Genomic DNA, 16,246 nt, shown 5'->3' with positions numbered 1-16,246 from the left:
TGCTCGGTGGCGTGGTTGGTGACGTGCTGGATAACGTCCAGGTGGCTGTTCCGGTCACTGTTCCGGTGAATGTTTCGGGCAACGCGGTCGGTGTCTTGGGCAATGCGCTTTCCACAGGTTCCACTGCTGTGAACACAGTGACACCAGGTACGCCGTCTCTGCCCGTCACACCGCTCACTCCGGTGTTACCGACAACCCCGGAAACTCCCACATTGCCCACAACTCCGCTAACCCCGCTTTTGCCGACAACGCCCACAGCACCAACAACCCCGAGCGCGCCGTCACTGCCGGCAACCCCGGCACTACCGCACAGCCCAGCCAACCCGGACGTACAGGCAGTACATGCTCCCGGTCTGCAAGCTATGGGGTCTGGTATTCAGGCGATGAGTAACGGGGCAACTGCCCAGCTGGCTTACACAGGCACCGGGTTGTGGCCGATCTTCTGGTCCATCGCGAGCCTCATGGTCGGTATGGGCTTGATGATGTTGCGTCGGGTCAGGTTCCAGGAAATCTGAGAATCTGGCTTGCAAAGATCCCACTGATCCCGCTTTTCGACACCAATCCTTGAACTCGCCAATCCCGGTGCCGAAAAGCGGGATCGCGACCATTTTTCGCGGGGCTTTCCCTTGACATGGTTCGCGGAGGCGGAAAGCATGAAGTGGTCCGAATAATTACGGTCCCGGCAACACTCCATTGAGGGAGTCACCATCATGACAACACAAGTTTTCATCAACCTGCCCACCGCAGACCTCAACCGTTCCAAGGATTTTTTCTCCGGGCTGGGATGGAAGATCGAACCCAACTTCACCGACGAAAATGCGGCCTGTGTAGTGATCGACGAGAATATCTTCCTCATGATGTTGACGCATGATTTCTTCGCCACGTTCACCGACAAACCCATTGCGGATCCAGCCACATCATTGCAGGTACAGACGGCACTGAGTCGATATAGCCGCGAAGATGTTGATGCATTGCTGGAAAAGGCGATTGCGGCTGGTGGCAGGGAGCCCCGGCCTGCTCAAGATATGGGCTTCATGTACTCCCGTGACTTCGAGGACCCTGACGGCAACTGGTTCAGCGTTTTGTGGATGGACCCGAGGGCTGCCGAGCAGGGTCCCGAAGCGTTTCTGTCGGAGCAACAGGAGAATTAGCCGAAGTTGAAGCGGCGGTTCTGTCGCTGGCCCAGATCCATGTCTGGACCAGCTCGGTCCCTAAGCTTCAATTACCGTGCGGTGTAGCCGCCGTCAACGACCAGCTCGGAACCAGTCATAAAGGCGGCGTCGTCGCTGGCCGCGAACAGGATGACGGCGGCCACATCCTCCGGGCGGCCGAGGCGGGCCATCGGAGTGGTTGCGGTCAGAAGCTCGCGGTCTGTTTCGCCCAGAATGGGAGTCTCAATGAATCCCGGGTGCACCGAGTTAACCCGCACGCCCTCGGTGGCCCAGCCGAGTGCGGTATTTTTGGTCAGTGTCCGCACGGCTCCCTTGGCAGCCGCGTACGCAGGTGAAGTGCCAAAGCCGCCGACGATCCCGAACATGGAGGATACGTTGACCACTGCACCGTTCCCGGACGCCTTCAATGCTTCCGCAGCTGCCTTCTCGCCAAGGAACACGCTGGTTTGAGTCACAGCGACCACCTTGTTGTAGGTGTCCAAGCTGGTGACTTCAATGGGTTCGTTGTCGCCAATGCCAGCATTGTTGACCAGTACATCGAGTCGGCCAAACTCGCCGAGGGTGAAGGCCACGGCACTGGCCCAGCCCTCTTCGCTCGTCACGTCCAGGTGAAGTGCGCGAGCAACGCCACCGGCTGCTTGTATCTCAGCAACCACTTCATTAGCTAACTGGTCTTGCACGTCGGCGACGACGGCGCTGCCACCCTCGGCTGCGAAGCGCACAGCCGTGGCGCGTCCGATGCCACTAGCGCCTCCGGTGATGATGCCAACACGTCCAGCAAAGCGGTTCATTGCTTTCTCCTCATTCATGTGGGCCACGCCCGAGCATGGCAATCAGAAAATTCCAACTATCCAACACTTGTTGGATAGTCCCTAGGTTACGCTTGAACAGCCAAAAAGGCCAGACATGATGGTCTGCATCACTAAGTGGGGGAGGGTTGCGTGAGCGCACACTCAGAGGGGAACGAAGGGTCTTTGGTCGTAGATAGTTCTGCAATGGACCCCCGAGCGCTGCGTAGTCGTGAGCAACTGGCGGCGGCGATTTTGTCATTGGCGGAGGCGTCGGACGTTGACACCTTGACGGTCGCGCAGGTAGCCACAGAGGCAGGGGTCAACCGCTCCACGTTTTATCAACATGCCGCCTCGCCGGCGTCACTGCTGCGATCAGTTCTTTCCGCGGAACTGGACGTGGTGCGGGCTGAGCATCTGGAGGCAAGCGGAGACATCGCAGTGGCTTTGGCGGAACTCACGCGCGGCGTCGTGGCGCATATCGATGCACGCCGAGGGGTCTATCGGCAGGGACTAGAATCTGGCGGCGGTGCCGCAGCATTGCATTCCATGCTCGGGGCCCACTTTGAGCGCTCAGCGCTGCTGCTCATTGAGCATCGCGACATCGTGGTTCGTGGAGTGACCGGCCGGCCGGTTCCTACGGCCATGATGGCCAGATTTCTTGCTTATGCGGTAGTCGGAGCCTTCGAAACCAGGATCCTGGAGGTTGAGCCACGCCCGGAAGAAGACTTTATGGAGGATTTACGCGCGCTGATGCCGCACTGGTGGCCCATAGCCTAGCGCTGCGAAGTAGCTCGAGCGGAGCTGTGCATTAGCTGGCTAGGACCTGTGTGGAGTCTTCCCAAATCTTCTCGCGGGTTTCGCTCGCACCCACTTGCGCCGCATTCCAATTCCACGTGCCGCTGACCAGTCCCGAGGGAAATAGCTGCCCGCCGGGCACCTCGCGGACAGCGGATAGCAGTGCTTCGAGCTCCGCGAGGCCCAGATACGCACCGAACGGCATGATAATTCGGCCCGGATCATCACCTCGCTGCGGGGTCCCAGGCACCTTTTTCACCATGCCGGCAGGAGCGGCAATGGTGGCCTTTTGGTCCACTCCGATGCAGAGAAAGATCCCGCTCTTGGCCCCGTCAGCATAAAGTCGCCGGCGCAACCCCGTGCCCATGAGCGCACCAACGCCCCTGCCAATTGTCGGCCGGTCCTCCGTTAAGTTCAGGCGGGACGCCATTGCTTCCCCGAGTAGGCCTCCGCTGGAATAGTGCTCCTGTTCCGCATTTGCGTACAGGCAGGTGATTCGATCGTAGGGAAGAACGACGTCGGCCAAGGTTAGGCCATGTGGGTTGACCTCGATGACCGTGGTGCCGTCGGCAGCCAGGAACAGCTCGGCCCGCCGTTCCATGCGGCGAATCCACAGCTTGGTAAAAAAGGGTACGGACACGAATGCTCCGGCTACCGCAAGGACTCCGGCGGTGCTGGTTAATTCTGGGATCCAGATCAGGCCGACGGTGAGGATAATGACAGTCAAAATTCCGAAAATAACAAAGAAGCTGAGGGTCACCGATCGGTGGGTTTTTCGGGCGAGCTCAATCCTGCTGGCGGTGGTGAATAGCGTGAGCGCCGGGCCATCAAAATCTGCGTTCTCCATGATGCCCACATTATCGCCAGTTCAGGCGATATTTCTCGACGGACGTTGACGGCTCAGTTCCACCCTGTGCTATTGTTATTATCAAGTTGATAATAACAATCATCGGAGGCATTATGACAACGCTCATCGACTGGCTCAACGCCACGGCATTCACCTTGCTCGCCAACCCCGTGAGCTGGGTTGAGGTCATCGGCTTCGTCACCGGTGCCGCCTGTGTCTGGGGAGTAGCCCGGCAGAAGATCTGGAACTGGGGAATCGGCATCCTGAACAACATTGCGTTCATGATCCTGTTCCTCGGTGCCGGCCTGTACGGTGAAACGCTCCTGCAGATAATCTTCGCTGCGATTGCCGTCTACGGCTGGCTCAAGTGGTCGCGCGGAGCCAGCGGAGAAGCTGGGAGCAACGATCTGCCTGTCCGCAACGCAACGCGAGCCGAAATCGGGACCGGAGTGACCGCCGTCGTGCTCGCCACGGTTGCCATCGCCTACCTCCTCCACGCCGGGACGGATTCGCAAGTCCCCATCCCCGATGCGTTCGTGCTGGCCGCATCGCTCGTGGCCACCTACGCTCAAGCCAAGAAGATTTTCCAACACTGGTACGTGTGGATCGTGATTGACCTGGTCTCGATCCCGCTCTACTTCAGCCGCGGACTAGCCCTGACCGCCATCCTCTACATCGGTTTCCTCGCACTGTGCGTCTACGGACTGGTGGGCTGGAACCGCCTCCGCACTGTCACCGCAACGCCCGAACCCGCAACGGCAGGAGTCTGAAAATGACCACGAACGCCCTCGTCATCGGCAAGTTCTACCCGCCCCACGCCGGCCACCGGCTCCTGATCGAAACGGCCGCTGCCGGCGCCGATCACGCCTACGTCCTAGTCCAGGGGAGTCGCTTTGAAACGCTCACCGCCACGCAGCGTGCGGACTGGTTGACAGAAGAGTTCGACGGCGCCAACGTCACCATCGTGCCGGTCCGCAACGACTGCCCCGAAGACTACGCCAGCGATGAGATTTGGACCGCGCAGCTGGAGAACATGCGCTGGGCGCTCAAGGCTCACGGCGTGGAGAAGATCGACGCCGTCTACACCTCGGAAAGTTACGGCGACCGCCTGGCCGCAGCCTTCAACGCCGTCCACGTCCTCGTCGATCTAGCCCGGGCAACCCACCCCATCAGCGGCACCATGTGCCGCGAGGAGCTGACTGGGAACTGGCAGCACCTGGTGCCGGCGGCCCGGCGCGGACTGGCTGTACGGGTCATTGTGGTGGGTGCGGAATCGACCGGAACCACCACGCTCAGTGAAGACTTGCGGGCACATTACCGCCAACAGTTCCCGGAACTCGCCGACGTTCCCGAGTACGGCCGCTACTACACCTATGAGTTGCTCGAGGCTTTGCAGCTGAGGAACCCCGACGCAACCGTGGCGGATCTGGTCTGGACCGATACCGATTTCGGCATCATCGCCAACCGCCAAAATACACTGGAACAGGCAGCTGCTGAAGCCGCCCCGCTGGTCATCGCGGACACCGACGCCTTGGCCACCACGCTCTGGGAACGCTACTACTTGGGCGATGGCAGTTATGGAGCGTACGACGCCCAGGCTCACTTGCCCCGCCGCGACGTGTACCTGCTGACCGATCACAACGGTGTCGATTTCGAGGACGACGGCTGGCGTGAAGGCGAACACCGCCGCCCCGAAATGACCGAATGGTTCAAGGAAACGCTCACCGACGAAGGCCATTCGTGGATCTTGGTCACCGGCAGCCCCGAACGTCGCGTCGCCACTGCCACGGCCGTCATCGACGCCATGCTGGCCCAGCAAAATACCTTTACCTCGCCTGCTTGGCAGAGCCGGACTGTTCTGGAGGTCGCAGCATGAACCGCCCCGAGGATGGTGTTGAGATCTCGACAGGCTCGACCACCGAGGCAGACTTTCTAGCTAGCTACGACCCCGCGGATTTCCCTGCCGTGGCGGTGACCGTGGACCTGGTGGTCTTCGCGGTGGTCAACAAGGTGCTCCATGTGGCGCTGGTTGAACGCGGCGCCCCACCGTTCCTGGGCAGATGGGCTCTCCCCGGGGGATTTGTGGGCCCCGCAGAAGATGCCCTAGCGGCCGCGCATCGGGAACTCGTTGAAGAAACCGGACTGGATCTGGGCACGCAGCGCGTGTTCGTGGAACAGCTGGCCACCTTCAGCGCACCGCACCGGGATCCGCGCATGCGCGTGGTCTCGGTGGCGCATCTGGTCCTTCTGGCTGGAAACGGCACTAGCGTGCCGGACTTGATGGCTGGCACGGACGCGGCCCGCGCCCAGTGGCTTCCCGTCCATGAACTGGATCTGACAAGTCTGGCTTTCGACCATGCAGATATCCTCGCTGCCGGGCTGGAACGGCTGGCTGGAAAAATGGAATACACCACCATCGCCGCGCAGTTGGTTCCGCAAGAATTCACCCTTTCGGCGCTCCGAGACATCTATACAGCGGTGTGGCAGACGGATCTGCCGGCTGGAAACTTCACCCGGAAAATGCGCGCATCCTTGACCCCCACGGGAGCAAAGGTGCAGGCGGTGGGGGCTCCGGCGTCGCTCTTCACGGTAGGAAGCGAATGGATTTCCCCGCCTTGGTCCCGGCCCGCAAGCTGAGTCTGGAAGGCGAGGGGAGCGTACCCGGTGGAACCTTTCCACAACCGCCTCCGTTGAGCTGGACAAGACCTGCAAAGCTGGGAGAATTTGATAAAGGACCGGATTCTCACTGCGGTCTGGATTGGCAAGGGGGGACACCATCGAAAGTCAGGCCGTGGAAGTCGCGCGAAGTGCAGTTGAGGAATCACGATTCCAGGAACAAGCCCTCCAGGAGGCCGCGCAAGCCATCCGCAACACCATTGTGGGCAGGCTTCACGACGACGGTCTGAACCACCACGACGTCCAGTTCCGGGTCAAGAAGCCCGAGTCCGCGGCCGAAAAGTTGAGACGCCGCGGCGATGATGGTGAACTGAAATACCCCGGCGGGCTGGCGAATCTTGATGACTTGATCGGGGTGCGCGTCATCTTGTACGTGGAATCGGACATTGACGCGGTGGCGATCGCTCTCACCAGCCAGTTCATCTGCCACGACGACGAAGACAAAACGGCCATGATGCGTAAAAACGGCGGTATTGGTTACGCCGGACGGCATCTGACGCTGGAAGTTCCTGCCGATCATCCGCCCACCAACTGCAAGGAATACACCGGCTACCGTTTCGAGGTGCAGATCCGTACCGTCCTCCAACACGCTTGGGCCGAATTTGAGCACGACATCCGTTTCAAGGGTTCCAGTGGTGACAATGCCGAAATCAGCCGTGCCTTCACCATGGCCTCAACGCTGATTGAACTGGCGGATCAGCAGTTCGTGAACATCGCAGACACCCTCAAGCGGCTGCAGTCTGAGGGTGCCCTTGAGGCCGTTGCGGAGGCTCAGCCGCTCGACGCCGGATCCCTCCAGGGAGTGTTGACCCGCGCCTTCCCGCAGTACCGCAGCAGCAAGGAAAACCAGTACGACTGGATGGTGCACGTGCTAGCCGCCAACGGGATCGACACCGTCAGCGCGGCCGAGGAATGGTTCCGCTCCATTGACCCGTATCAGGTAGCCAAACTCATGGAATACCGGTTCAATCCAGGCCAGGTGCGCATCGCTGACGACCTGCTGCTGCAGTCCTTCGGCGAATCGTATGTGGACGCCACGAAGTCCGTGGGTAGCGATAGGAACCGTGAATCCAAGCTACGTTCACGTCTGCGCCGACTCCGCACCGAGTGGGATAGCCAGCAGGAAGACTGAGCTGGGCTCAGCCCTGTTGTGCGGCCCATTCTGCGACGCGCGCGCCGCTTTCCGCTTCGGAGATGTCTTCCACGCGGGTCATGATGGACCAGCGGACGCCAAAGGGATCGCGGATGCTGGCAAAACGGTCGCCGACTGCAGGAGGCTGCCGAGCGCGTCCGAACGCATCCAGATGTCGATTTGGCTGCCGTGGCCGCAGAGCTTGGCTACGCAGACCAAGCGCATCTGACTCATGATTTTCGATGCGTCCTGGGCATCACTCCCAGCAGCTACCGGCGAGATTTGTGACGGTGCATGAACCCGCATGACCGGGCACGTCGGAACCCTTGAGCCTGCCCGGAACCGGTTCCTAACCTTGGGAAATGACAAAAAACCCAGCACAAAAAAATCCTGACCAACCCAGCCCTGACACCTCAAAACCTTTGCGAACAGTCCGGATAGAGGCAGCTAAAAAGCAGCGCCGGAAGCTACGTGGGGTGGAGGTTGTGGCCCTCGCCGCGATCGTTGTCCTGATTGGCGGGGGTGCGGCCGTAGCCACCGTGGCCAGCGTGGCCAGCAACAACAAGGGCTCTACGGAGAATGCAGCGGACGTTGCCGGACCCGCAGCCGAGCTTCGTCTGGGCTATTTTCCCAATGTCACCCACGCGCCCGCCCTGATCGGTGTCAACAACGGCATTCTGGCCAAGAATCTGGGGGCCACCGCCCTGAAAACGCAGCTGTTCAACGCCGGCCCATCAGCCATCGAGGCGTTGAATGCCGGGGCCATTGATGCCGCCTATCTGGGTCCCAACCCGGCCATCAATTCATTCGTCAAGAGCGGCGGCGAGTCGCTGCGCATCATCGCCGGTGCCACCAGCGGCGGGGCGCAACTGGTGGTGAAACCGGAGATCACCACGGCGGATCAACTCCGCGGCAAGGTCTTGGCCACCCCGCAATTGGGTGGCACCCAGGACGTGGCGCTGCGTTCATGGCTCGCCAGCCAAAATCTGGCCACCACGCCCAGTGGTGGCGGAGACGTAACCATCAACCCCACCGATAACGCCAGTACGCTCAAGCTCTTCCAAGAAGGAAAGATCGATGGCGCCTGGCTGCCGGAACCGTGGGCCTCGCGCCTAGTGCTCGAAGCGGGGGGCCAGGTGTTGGTCAACGAGGCCGAGCTGTGGGAGCAGGGTGAATTCGCCACCACCATCCTGATTGTCAGCAAGACCTTCCTCGAAGCCCATCCGGAAACTGTGGACGCCCTGCTGGCCGGTAATGCCGAGTCCCTCGATTGGCTCAACGCCCATCCTGCCGAGGCTCCTGGGCAGGTCAATGCGGCGCTCAAACAGGCTGCGGGCAAAGAGCTGCCCGGTGATGTGATCGAGAGGGCGCTCTCTGAGCTCAACTTCTCAACCGACCCACTGGCCCGCACCTTCCCCAAATTACTGGCTGACGGTGTCACCGCCGGAGTAGGAAAACAGGCCAACCTTTCGGGCATCTTTGAGCTGGGACCACTGAATAAGATCCTGACAAAAAGTGCTAAAACTGCTGTCTCCGCAAGTGGCCTGGACTGACCGTATGTGACCGCGGCCGGCAATGTGACGTTGCGTGAACTACCGTGACCTCGAGTGTCCCGTTCATTGAAGCGGCCGCTGCGCTTTCCCTACCGTTTGACTATGAGTACACGGGAAAGCCATCAGGACACGCAGCCAAGCCCGCCGCTGCCAGCTCAACCGTTGCGGCTCAAGCGTGTCGTTGCCGGCGAGAAGGCCAAGCACAAAATTCGTGGCCTGGAGATCCTGGTAGTCACCGCACTGGTTGCCCTCATTGGATCGGGCGCGGCCGTCGCCAGCGTCAACGCCAAAAGTGCCGGCGAAGAATCTGCTGCCGCAACGTCCACAGCCCCGGCCGAGGTTCTCAACCTTGGCTACTTCGGAAACATCACTCACGGACCCGCTCTGGTGGGTGTGGAAAAGGGCATCTTCGCCAAGGATCTAGGCGCCACCACGCTGGAGACCCAGGTGTTTACCACGGGCCCGGCCACGGTTGAGGCGCTCAACGCCGGAGCCATCGACGCCGCGTATCTGGGCCCCAACCCCGCATTGAACTCCTTCGTTCAAAGCGGTGGCGAGTCCATCCGAATCATTGCTGGCGTGGCATCGGGCGGGGCGCAGTTCGTGGTCCGCCCGGGCATCAGCGAGGTTGAGGGCCTTCGCGGGAAGACCATCGCCACCCCGCAGTTGGGTGGCACGCAGGATGTGGCGTTGCGCAAGTGGCTGGCCGATCGCGGACTGGAAACCAACACCTCCGGCGGCGGCGATGTGACCATCACCCCCACCACCAATGCTCAGACGCTGCGTCTGTTTCAAGATGAAAAGATCGACGGCGCATGGGTCGCCGAACCGTGGACCTCGCGCCTGGTACTCCAGGCCGGGGCCACGGTACTGGTCAATGAGGCCGATCTCTGGGACAAAGGCGAGTTCAGCACCACCGTGCTCGCCGTGAATAAGAGCTTCTTGGCGGAACATCCCGAAACTGTTGAGGCTCTGCTGAGAGGACATGTGGATTCCGTCAAGTGGCTCGATGACAACCCTGGGGAAGCAACCACAGTTATCAATGCGGCGCTCAAGGTAGCTATTGGCCAGCCACTGGAAGATGACGTGATTGCGCGGTCCATCTCGGAACTGAAATTCACCTCCGATCCGCTAGCAGCCACCTTCCCCACACTGCTGGACCATGGCGTGAGTGCGGGCGTTTCAAAACCCGCAGACCTCAACGGACTCTTCGATCTGACGTTGCTGAACAAGGTACTAAAAGCTGCCGGCGGAGAACCCGTCACGGCGGCAGGATTGGGAACACAATGACCAAGCTGTTGATAGCAGGGCAGGAAGCTCTCACCCGCGAAGCGCGCAACGCCGACGGTGAAAGCCGGGCACCCGCCGTCGTCCTTGAGAACCTGGGCAAGCGCTTTGGTGCCGGCGCCCCCGTGCTGGATGACGTCAATGCCACGGTCTATCAGGGCGAGTTTGTGGCTCTGCTGGGGGCTTCGGGTTGTGGGAAATCGACGTTGCTGAACATCATTTCCGGGCTCGATGTGCCCTCTTCCGGCGCCCTCGAGGTGCCCGAGGACGGTGCGGCATTCATGTTCCAGGACGCCTCCTTGTTCCCGTGGCTTAGTGCGCGCGGCAACGTGGAAATGGCGCTGAAATTACGTGGTGTGGGGCATGCCGAACGGAGGGTTCGGGCCGCCGAACTGCTGGATTTGGTGAACCTGGGTCACTCCATGGACAAGCGCCCGCACGAGCTCTCCGGCGGTATGCGCCAACGCGTGGCGCTCGCTCGATCGCTGGCGCAGGATAAGCCGCTGCTGCTCATGGATGAGCCGTTCGCTGCGCTGGATGCCATCACCCGGGACCTGCTGCACAACGAGCTGGAACGGGTCTGGAAAGAGACCGGCCGGACCATCATTTTTGTTACTCACAACGTCCGCGAGGCCGTCCGGCTGGGACAGCGCGTCTTGCTGCTGTCCTCTAGGCCGGGACGTGTGGTGGCTGAATGGAACGTTTCCGAGGAACACCGCACGGACGCCGGCGCGGCCGGTGCGCTCACCGCCGACATCACCACCCGATTGCGCCAGGAGATCCGCAAACATGCCTGAAACAGTAACGTCGCCGATGATTAAAAGCGGCACTGAAGAGGAAATGCGGTCCCTCGAAGCAGGGCTGGACTCACTGCAATCCGAGGCCGTTGAAGGCCGCGGGATCGATTGGTCCCGGGTGTTACTGCCGCTGGCCGCGTTCATCGTGGTGCTGCTGGCCTGGCAGTTCTATGTTTCGTTGGGGCTGCGGCGCCGTGATCTGGTCCCCGGACCGTTGGATGTGCTCGGTTCCCTTGGCGCATTGTGGGGTGAAGGGACCGCTCAAGAGGCTGTCTGGACGTCGCTGCAACGGGGCATCATGGGCTTCGCCATCAGCATTGTGGTGGCCACCCCTATTGGTTTGCTGCTCTCGCAGGTGCGGGTGTTGCGCCGGGCGTTTGGGCCGCTGATATCCGGGCTGCAGGTCCTGCCATCCGTGGCATGGGTACCGGCCGCCATCATCTGGTTCGGACTGACCGACGCCACCGTTTACTTTGTCATGTTCATGGGCGCCATCCCCTCCATCATCAACGGACTCATTGCCGGGGTGGACCAGATCCCGCCGCAGTACCGCCGCATGGGCCAGATCCTAGGTGCTTCGCGGTGGGAGATGGCCGTCAACGTGGTGCTCCCCGCCGCATTGCCCGGTTATGTTGGTGGGCTCAAGCAGGGCTGGGCGTTCTCATGGCGTTCGCTGATGGCTGCCGAGATCATTGCCATGGGCGGTTCGCTCGGCTTCGGGCTGGGTTCGCTGCTAGAACAGGGCCGCCAGCTCTCAGACATGGGGATCGTCATGTCAGCCATCTTGATCATTTTGTTCGTGGGCATCTTGGTGGAACTGGTGGTGTTTGCACCCGTGGAGAAGCGCCTGTTGCGCGGTCGGGGCTTGTTGGCTGGCAGCACCCGCTAACCGCTGACGCAGAGATCCCTGAGGCGAGGCAGATCGGGGCCGGCGTTCCACAACAGTTGTAGGTCAAGCAGATCGTGCGCGCGGTCGAAGCCGGGATCGGTCACGGCGTGAATCTGCTGCGCGATCTGGTACTCGAGCTCAACGAGCTCTGGCCGCTGGTGAACCTGCGCAAGAACTTGTTCCCGCCGACCAAGAAGGTCACCGGCATCACCTGAGCCGCAAGGGGAAACCGGTGCGCAGCTACGACGATCCACGCACGCCGGCCCAGCGGATCAAGGACACGGGGATCATGCTTGAACCCCAACGCCACCACCTGGACGAGCCCTACGCCAGCCTCGACCTGGCCGGCCCGACGAACCGGATCAACGAGATCCAGCAGCGACTCATCCGACTGGCCGCCGCCAAGACCTACTCCCAATCACCCCACGCAGCATGAGCATCTCGCGAGCACAATAGATGAGGCACGCAGCCGTGCCTGCAGAAATGTGTCCTCAGGTGACGTTGCGTGAACGGGTGTAACGGGAACCTTGTCCAGGAATATTTCACTTCTCTAAGGTTTTGTTCCATGGCAATCGTGGATCTCTACCCAACCTCTCTCCGGCTTCTGGGCCGTCCCGTCCTCGTTGTGGGCGGCGGCACTGTTGCTGCGCCCCGGGCCAAGGCATTGCTCGACGCCGGAGCCCAAGTCACGCTGGTGGCTCCGGAACTGTGCGCCCCGGCACGGGAATTGGCGGATGCCGGCCTGGTCCGCTGGCTCGCCCGCGGTTATGAATCAGAGGACATGGCCGACGCTTGGTATGCAGTGGCCGCCACGAACGAGGTGGCTATAGACAATCAAGTGGCTGCCGACGCCGAAGCAAACCGTGTCTGGTGCGTCAACCACTCCAGCGCGCAGGAATCTGCTGCCTGGACACCCGCAGTAGCCACCATTGAAGACGTCAAGGTGGCAGTCAATGCCGGGGGAGACCCGCTGCGAGCCATAGCCATCCGCAACGCCATTGCCGCAGCTCTTGAAACCGGCGATCTGCCGTTGCAAAGGTACCGAGGTACCGCCGGCGGACCGGTCAGCCCGGATCTCGAGCCGCTCGATCACAGTGGGGGCTCCGTGGCTCTTGTTGGCGGCGGTCCCGGCGCCGAAGACCTTATTACAGTGCGCGGGCGCAGGCTCCTGGCTGAGGCCGATGTCGTTGTTGCGGACAGGCTCGGTCCGCGTGGACTGCTGGAAACCTTGGGCGAAAACGTCAAAATCATTGAGGTCGGCAAGACTCCCGGCCACCATCCCGTTCCGCAGACTGAAATCAACGCGATCCTGGTCCGCGAAGCCAAAGCAGGCAACCGCGTGGTCCGGCTCAAGGGCGGGGACCCCTACGTCTTGGGCCGTGGCGGCGAGGAAGCCATCGCCTGCCGGGAGAACGGTGTGGATGTGGAAGTTGTCCCCGGAGTCACCAGCGCTGTCAGTGTTCCTGCTGCAGCAGGGATCCCGGTCACGCACCGCGGCCTGGCGAAGGCCTTCACCATGATCAGCGGTCATGAAGAACTTGAAAACGTCCCGCACGGCAGCGATCACACGGTGGTGCTGCTGATGGGGGTAGGCACGCTGAACCGCTCCATGCCCATTCTCGAGGCGGCCGGCCGTGGCAGCGACTGCCCCGTGGCCATCATCGAGAATGGTTTCGCCAAGAATCAGCGCGTCACCATCGGCACCCTTGGCACCATCGTGAGCCTCGCTCAGGCGTGCCATGTGCGCAACCCGGCGGTCGTCGTCGTTGGTGACGTGGTGAGGGTCAGCCCCCTCGCTCCGGCCGAAATCGCCACAGCGTACTACGGCACGCGGGAAACTATCAGTTCTCTCTCTTAGACTTATCCCTAACCCCTTTGAATCACAAAGAAATGAGCACAGCCGTGTCATCACACACCCCCGTGACTTCAGTAGCGCCCGGAACCCAGGATCGCCCGCTACGCATCGCCGTGATCGGCTCAGGTCCGGCCGGAGTTTATGCCGCCGACATGCTGACCAAGAGCGAGGCGGTACGTGACGGACTGGTTGTCAGCATTGACCTTTTTGACCGTTATCCGGCGCCGTATGGCTTGATTCGCTACGGCGTGGCCCCCGATCACCCGCGGATCAAGGGCATTGTCAACGCTCTGTACAAGGTGTTGGACCGCGGCGACATCCGCTTCTTCGGCAACGTTGATTACGGCACCGACCTCTCGCTGGAGGATCTGCAGAAGCATTACGACGCCGTCATCTTCGCCACCGGCGCCATCAAGGATGCCGATCTGAACATCCCGGGCATCGAACTGGATGGCTCCTACGGCGGCGCAGACTTCGTCTCCTGGTACGACGGGCACCCGGACGTTTCCCGCGAATGGCCGCTGACCGCCAAGGAAATCGCCGTGATCGGCAACGGCAACGTGGCACTGGATGTGGCACGCGTCCTGTCCAAGCACGCCGATGACCTGCTCGTCACCGAGATCCCGGACAACGTCTACGCCGGGCTGAAGTCTTCCCCGGTCACCGATGTGCACATCTTCGGCCGCCGCGGACCCGCCCAGGTGAAGTTCACGCCCATGGAGCTGCGCGAGCTCAGCCATTCCAAGGACGTGGACATTGTCCTGTACGAGGAGGACTTCGATTTCGACGAGGCCTCCGATGCAGCCGTCAAGTCCAACAACCAGGTCAAGACCATGGTCAACACGCTCACCAACTGGCTCGCTGAGCAGGACGACTCGGAGGACGCCGCGGATCCAAGCACCGGCGCCTCCCGCCGCCTGCACCTGCACTTCCTGCACAACCCGGTAGAGATCACGGGCGCCGACGGCAAGGTCACGGGCATCAAGTTTGAGCGCACCGAGCTCGATGGCACTGGCAACGCGCGCGGCACCGGCGAATTCATCGACTACCCGGTCCAGGCCGTGTACCGCTCCGTAGGCTACTTCGGCTCGGCGCTGCCAGACGTTGAGTTTGACCACCAGCGCGGCGTTGTCACGAACGACGGCGGTCGCGTCCTGGGCGCCGACGGCACCCACGTGCCGGGCATCTATGCGACGGGCTGGATCAAGCGCGGTCCGGTTGGCCTGATCGGCAGCACCAAGGGCGATGCGCTCGAAACCATCACGCATTTGCTATCCGACCGTGAAGAGCTGCCGCTGGCCGTGGAGGCTGCACCTGAATCCGTGGTTGAGCTGCTGGACTCCCGTGGCGTGGAATTCACCACTTGGGAAGGCTGGCTGGAACTGGACGCCCACGAAAAGGCGCTCGGCGCAGCTGCTTCCGAGGGTGGTCCGGTGCAGCGCGAACGCATCAAGGTGGTGCCGCGCGAGGACATGGTGGCTGTTTCCCGCGGCGCCTCCGTGGTGAGCTAGCGTTCCTCCGCGGTGAGCTAGCCGAAAATGCCACTGTTTGACGTAAATGCCAGGGTTTGAACTATGGCATTTACGTCAAACGGTGGCATTTTTGCTGCGTCGCCCGAAGTGGTCCGGCCCGTTCGCGGATTCGTCAGCCTCCGAGGATCCCATCCACATTCGGTAGACCGTCAAAGCGGGTGAAAGTTCCTTGTTCGGCGATCTCCTTGGCGGCCTGCAGAAAGCCGCCCCAAGCGGTTCGCGCAAGCGTTCCACCAACGCTGATGCGCCGCACACCCAGCCGGGCCGCTTGCGCCACCGTCATAAAAGGGGCGTTGATGAGCAGATTCACCGGCTTCGGTGCCACCGCCGCGACGATGGCGCTGACATGCTCGGTGGAGGTGATGCGCGGTGCGTAAAGGCAGTCGGCACCTGCCTCGGCATAGGCGCGCAGCCGCCGAATTGTTTCGGTGATATCCGGGCGCCCATGTACGAATCCTTCAGACCGGCCAGTGAGGAGGACCGCGGTTCCGGTTTGATCGATCGCCTCCCGGGCAGCACGGATGCGGTCCACGGCGATATCGAAGTCAAAGAGCGGATCTTGCGGGTCTCCTGATGCGTCTTCGATGGATAACCCTGCGATCCCACTTGCCACGGCCCGTTTGACGTTCACAGCAACTGCTTCCGGTTCAGCTGCGTAGCCGCCTTCGAAGTCAGCGTTGACCGGAACACTGACTGCATCGACGATGGAGCGGAGGTGGGTAAGGACTTCCTCGAGACTGGCTTTGGTGTCGGGGCGGCCCAATGTCCAAGCGAATCCGGAGCTGGTGGTGGCTAATGCCGAAAATCCCAGCTGTTCCAGGGCCCGTGCGCTCCCCGGATCCCAAGGGTTGGGTATCACAAAACATCCTTCGGAATGCAAACGATGAAACTCAGCGATCCGATCCTCTGAAACAGACATG

At 61.5% G+C, this 16,246-nt stretch carries 17 protein-coding genes and 3 pseudogenes; 16 read left to right on the top strand and 4 right to left on the bottom strand.

Annotated features, from left to right (window positions below):
- Together AB0O97_RS13140 and AB0O97_RS13135 are read left to right on the top strand one after the other, a co-directional pair.
- A pseudogene (locus AB0O97_RS13140) lies at positions 1-515 on the top strand (hypothetical protein); the annotation flags it as partial.
- 195 nt (positions 516-710) lie between these two features.
- A complete protein-coding gene (locus tag AB0O97_RS13135; protein WP_363842995.1) occupies positions 711-1,151 on the top strand; it encodes a VOC family protein in 441 nt (146 codons plus the stop codon).
- A gap of 71 nt (positions 1,152-1,222) precedes the next feature.
- Here AB0O97_RS13135 and AB0O97_RS13130 read toward each other — a convergent pair whose 3' ends face one another.
- Entirely contained in the window at positions 1,223-1,963 is a 741-nt protein-coding gene (locus AB0O97_RS13130) for an SDR family oxidoreductase (protein WP_363842998.1), read from the bottom strand.
- Between the two features lie 150 nt (positions 1,964-2,113).
- Between AB0O97_RS13130 and AB0O97_RS13125 the strand changes: the two genes are divergently transcribed.
- Positions 2,114-2,740, top strand: a complete 627-nt coding sequence (locus AB0O97_RS13125) for a TetR family transcriptional regulator (protein ID WP_363843000.1) — start codon at positions 2,114-2,116, stop codon at positions 2,738-2,740.
- A 31-nt stretch (positions 2,741-2,771) separates the two neighbouring features.
- On the opposite strand, the gene AB0O97_RS13120 is transcribed toward AB0O97_RS13125, so the two are convergent.
- Entirely contained in the window at positions 2,772-3,605 is an 834-nt protein-coding gene (locus tag AB0O97_RS13120; protein WP_363883252.1) for a hypothetical protein, read from the bottom strand.
- Between the two features lie 113 nt (positions 3,606-3,718).
- Here AB0O97_RS13120 and pnuC point away from each other — a divergent pair, with 113 nt between their 5' ends.
- From pnuC to AB0O97_RS13100, 4 genes are all read left to right on the top strand, one after another.
- Positions 3,719-4,375: a nicotinamide riboside transporter PnuC gene (gene pnuC / locus AB0O97_RS13115; protein WP_363883250.1), complete on the top strand. Its 657-nt coding sequence runs from the start codon at positions 3,719-3,721 to the stop codon at positions 4,373-4,375.
- A 2-nt stretch (positions 4,376-4,377) separates the two neighbouring features.
- Positions 4,378-5,481, top strand: a complete 1,104-nt coding sequence (locus tag AB0O97_RS13110) for an AAA family ATPase (protein WP_363883249.1) — start codon at positions 4,378-4,380, stop codon at positions 5,479-5,481.
- Positions 5,478-6,242 carry an NUDIX hydrolase gene (locus tag AB0O97_RS13105; RefSeq protein WP_363883248.1) on the top strand — a complete coding sequence of 255 codons (765 nt, stop codon included), beginning with the start codon at positions 5,478-5,480 and terminating at the stop codon, positions 6,240-6,242. The genes AB0O97_RS13110 and AB0O97_RS13105 overlap by 4 nt, the downstream gene beginning before the upstream one ends.
- A gap of 154 nt (positions 6,243-6,396) precedes the next feature.
- On the top strand, positions 6,397-7,413 hold the full coding sequence (locus AB0O97_RS13100; protein WP_363883246.1) for a hypothetical protein: 1,017 nt from the start codon (positions 6,397-6,399) through the stop codon (positions 7,411-7,413).
- 7 nt (positions 7,414-7,420) lie between these two features.
- On the opposite strand, the pseudogene AB0O97_RS13095 reads toward AB0O97_RS13100, so the two are convergent.
- Positions 7,421-7,546 (bottom strand): annotated as a pseudogene (locus tag AB0O97_RS13095) (VOC family protein); the annotation flags it as partial.
- Here AB0O97_RS13095 and AB0O97_RS13090 point away from each other — a divergent pair.
- From AB0O97_RS13090 to AB0O97_RS13050, 9 genes and pseudogenes are all read left to right on the top strand, one after another.
- Positions 7,543-7,701: pseudogene (locus AB0O97_RS13090) on the top strand (helix-turn-helix domain-containing protein); the annotation flags it as partial. The pseudogenes AB0O97_RS13095 and AB0O97_RS13090 overlap by 4 nt on opposite strands.
- Before the next feature lie 74 nt (positions 7,702-7,775).
- Positions 7,776-8,966 carry an ABC transporter substrate-binding protein gene (locus AB0O97_RS13085; protein ID WP_363883244.1) on the top strand — a complete coding sequence of 397 codons (1,191 nt, stop codon included), beginning with the start codon at positions 7,776-7,778 and terminating at the stop codon, positions 8,964-8,966.
- 102 nt (positions 8,967-9,068) lie between these two features.
- On the top strand, positions 9,069-10,256 hold the full coding sequence (locus tag AB0O97_RS13080) for an ABC transporter substrate-binding protein (protein ID WP_363883243.1): 1,188 nt from the start codon (positions 9,069-9,071) through the stop codon (positions 10,254-10,256).
- Positions 10,253-11,050 carry an ABC transporter ATP-binding protein gene (locus AB0O97_RS13075; protein WP_363883241.1) on the top strand — a complete coding sequence of 266 codons (798 nt, stop codon included), beginning with the start codon at positions 10,253-10,255 and terminating at the stop codon, positions 11,048-11,050. Before AB0O97_RS13080 ends, AB0O97_RS13075 begins: the two co-directional genes overlap by 4 nt.
- The gene (locus AB0O97_RS13070) at positions 11,043-11,939 is read left to right on the top strand and encodes an ABC transporter permease (protein ID WP_363843025.1); all 897 of its coding nucleotides are present in this window, start codon (positions 11,043-11,045) and stop codon (positions 11,937-11,939) included. The genes AB0O97_RS13075 and AB0O97_RS13070 overlap by 8 nt, the downstream gene beginning before the upstream one ends.
- Before the next feature lie 74 nt (positions 11,940-12,013).
- Positions 12,014-12,154, top strand: a complete 141-nt coding sequence (locus AB0O97_RS13065; RefSeq protein ID WP_363883240.1) for a hypothetical protein — start codon at positions 12,014-12,016, stop codon at positions 12,152-12,154.
- A gap of 17 nt (positions 12,155-12,171) precedes the next feature.
- A complete protein-coding gene (locus tag AB0O97_RS13060; RefSeq protein ID WP_363883238.1) occupies positions 12,172-12,375 on the top strand; it encodes a hypothetical protein in 204 nt (67 codons plus the stop codon).
- A gap of 129 nt (positions 12,376-12,504) precedes the next feature.
- On the top strand, positions 12,505-13,797 hold the full coding sequence (gene cobA / locus AB0O97_RS13055) for a uroporphyrinogen-III C-methyltransferase (RefSeq protein WP_363883236.1): 1,293 nt from the start codon (positions 12,505-12,507) through the stop codon (positions 13,795-13,797).
- Between the two features lie 32 nt (positions 13,798-13,829).
- On the top strand, positions 13,830-15,305 hold the full coding sequence (locus AB0O97_RS13050; protein ID WP_363883234.1) for an FAD-dependent oxidoreductase: 1,476 nt from the start codon (positions 13,830-13,832) through the stop codon (positions 15,303-15,305).
- A 133-nt stretch (positions 15,306-15,438) separates the two neighbouring features.
- Here AB0O97_RS13050 and AB0O97_RS13045 read toward each other — a convergent pair whose 3' ends face one another.
- Positions 15,439-16,245: an isocitrate lyase/phosphoenolpyruvate mutase family protein gene (locus tag AB0O97_RS13045; RefSeq protein ID WP_363883232.1), complete on the bottom strand. Its 807-nt coding sequence runs from the start codon at positions 16,243-16,245 to the stop codon at positions 15,439-15,441.
- Between the last annotated feature and the right edge of the window lies 1 nt (position 16,246).

It is taken from the genome of Specibacter sp. NPDC078692, from assembly GCF_040686835.1.
Taxonomy (GTDB): domain Bacteria; phylum Actinomycetota; class Actinomycetes; order Actinomycetales; family Micrococcaceae; genus Specibacter.
This window is presented reverse-complemented; position numbering and strand designations above follow the sequence as displayed.

Bases quoted from the DNA above. Each gene is read 5' to 3' on its own strand.
- AB0O97_RS13110 (WP_363883249.1), top strand. From the start codon at position 4,378: ATGACCACGAACGCCCTCGTCATCGGCAAGTTCTACCCGCCCCACGCC.
- AB0O97_RS13130 (WP_363842998.1), bottom strand. From the start codon at position 1,963: ATGAACCGCTTTGCTGGACGTGTTGGCATCATCACCGGAGGCGCTAGT.
- AB0O97_RS13050 (WP_363883234.1), top strand. From the start codon at position 13,830: ATGAGCACAGCCGTGTCATCACACACCCCCGTGACTTCAGTAGCGCCC.
- AB0O97_RS13080 (WP_363883243.1), top strand. From the start codon at position 9,069: ATGAGTACACGGGAAAGCCATCAGGACACGCAGCCAAGCCCGCCGCTG.
- AB0O97_RS13045 (WP_363883232.1), bottom strand. From the start codon at position 16,245: ATGTCTGTTTCAGAGGATCGGATCGCTGAGTTTCATCGTTTGCATTCC.
- AB0O97_RS13105 (WP_363883248.1), top strand. From the start codon at position 5,478: ATGAACCGCCCCGAGGATGGTGTTGAGATCTCGACAGGCTCGACCACC.
- AB0O97_RS13085 (WP_363883244.1), top strand. From the start codon at position 7,776: ATGACAAAAAACCCAGCACAAAAAAATCCTGACCAACCCAGCCCTGAC.
- AB0O97_RS13135 (WP_363842995.1), top strand. From the start codon at position 711: ATGACAACACAAGTTTTCATCAACCTGCCCACCGCAGACCTCAACCGT.
- pnuC (WP_363883250.1), top strand. From the start codon at position 3,719: ATGACAACGCTCATCGACTGGCTCAACGCCACGGCATTCACCTTGCTC.
- AB0O97_RS13070 (WP_363843025.1), top strand. From the start codon at position 11,043: ATGCCTGAAACAGTAACGTCGCCGATGATTAAAAGCGGCACTGAAGAG.
- cobA (WP_363883236.1), top strand. From the start codon at position 12,505: ATGGCAATCGTGGATCTCTACCCAACCTCTCTCCGGCTTCTGGGCCGT.
- AB0O97_RS13120 (WP_363883252.1), bottom strand. From the start codon at position 3,605: ATGGAGAACGCAGATTTTGATGGCCCGGCGCTCACGCTATTCACCACC.
- AB0O97_RS13075 (WP_363883241.1), top strand. From the start codon at position 10,253: ATGACCAAGCTGTTGATAGCAGGGCAGGAAGCTCTCACCCGCGAAGCG.